This window comes from Aurantimonas sp. E1-2-R+4 (assembly GCF_036549515.1).
Lineage (GTDB): Bacteria > Pseudomonadota > Alphaproteobacteria > Rhizobiales > Rhizobiaceae > Aurantimonas > Aurantimonas coralicida_A.
The window spans coordinates 1-1,279 of the sequence record NZ_JAZHLK010000137.1 but is presented as its reverse complement, the minus strand read 5'-3'; the positions used below and the strand labels follow the sequence as shown (position 1 = coordinate 1,279).

At 61.0% G+C, this 1,279-nt stretch carries 1 protein-coding gene; it reads left to right on the top strand.

The window, feature by feature from the left end; translation table 11 throughout:
• Positions 1 to 84: 84 nt before the first annotated feature.
• Positions 85 to 1,217, top strand: a protein-coding gene (locus VQ045_RS21715; RefSeq protein ID WP_331831606.1) for an IS3 family transposase whose coding sequence is annotated in 2 segments (ribosomal slippage) — positions 85 to 340 and positions 340 to 1,217 — 1,134 coding nt in all. Because the reading frame shifts where the segments join, the coding sequence is not laid out codon by codon here.
• The last annotated feature ends 62 nt before the right edge of the window (positions 1,218 to 1,279 follow it).

The following is a 1,279-nucleotide window of genomic DNA, read 5'->3' as shown; positions in this document are numbered from 1 at the left end:
AGAGGTGGCTCGGGAAAATTGGACAGCGTGCTGAGTGGATTGTCTGCCTGAAGGCGGCCAGGATGGCCGAGATCAGGAGAGACGATGAGCAAGAGACCCAGGCGGAACCACAGCCCTGCCTTCAAGGCCAAGGTCGCGCTCGCGGCCATGCGCGGTGAGAAGACCGTGGCCGAGTTGGCGCAGCAATTCGACGTGCATCCGAACCAGATTACGCAATGGCGCTCGCAGCTTCTAGAAGGAGCGCGCGAGGTTTTCGGACCGGCGCGTTCGTCTGCGGCCACGCCTGCGGTGGACGTGAAGACGCTTCACGCGAAGATCGGAGAGCTGACGCTGGCCAACGATTTTTTAGAAACTGCGCTCGACAAGGCCGGACTGTTGGCGAGCGCAAAGCGATGATCGACCGGTCTCATGATCTGCCGACCGCCGCCCAGGCTCGCGAACTCGGCATCAGCCGCGGCGCCGTTTATTACGAACCGCGAGGTGTCTGCGACAATGACCTCACGCTGATGCGCCGGATCGACGAACTGCATCTGGAGTATCCATTCGCCGGAAGCCGTATGCTCCGCGATCTCCTCGCCGGTGAAGGGATCATCGTCGGCCGTCTTCACGTCGCGACGCTGATGAAGCGGATGGGCATCGAGGCGATCTACCGAAAGCCGAACACCTCGAAGCCGGCGCCCGGCCACAAGATCTACCCTTATCTCCTGCGAAAGCTGCCGGTGACGCGACCCAATCAGGTCTGGGCGATGGACATCACTTACATCCCCATGGCCCGGGGCTTCGTCTATCTCGCCGCAGTCGTCGACTGGTTCAGCCGTCGCGTCCTGACCTGGCGCCTGTCGATCACGCTGCATGCTGACTTTTGCATTGAGGCCGTGGAGGAGGCGCTGGCTCGCTTCGGACCGCCGGAGATCTTCAACACCGACCAGGGATCGCAGTTCACCAGCATCGACTTCACCAAGGTCCTGCTCGCCAGCGACATCAAGATCAGCATGGACGGCAAGGGCGCCTGGCGCGACAACGTCTTCGTCGAACGGCTCTGGAAATCCATCAAATACGAGGAGGTCTATCTTCGGGCCTATGAGACCGTCAGCCACGCCCGGACATCGATCGGCCGGTACCTCGACTTTTACAACGCAAGACGCCCACATTCGAGCCTGGGCCGGAAAACTCCGGACCACGCCTACTTCAATCAACCGCTTCTCGCAGCGGCATAAAACCCGGCAGACGATCCACTTATCAAGCCGTCGAGCCTGTTCAGACAAACCGAGCCACCTCT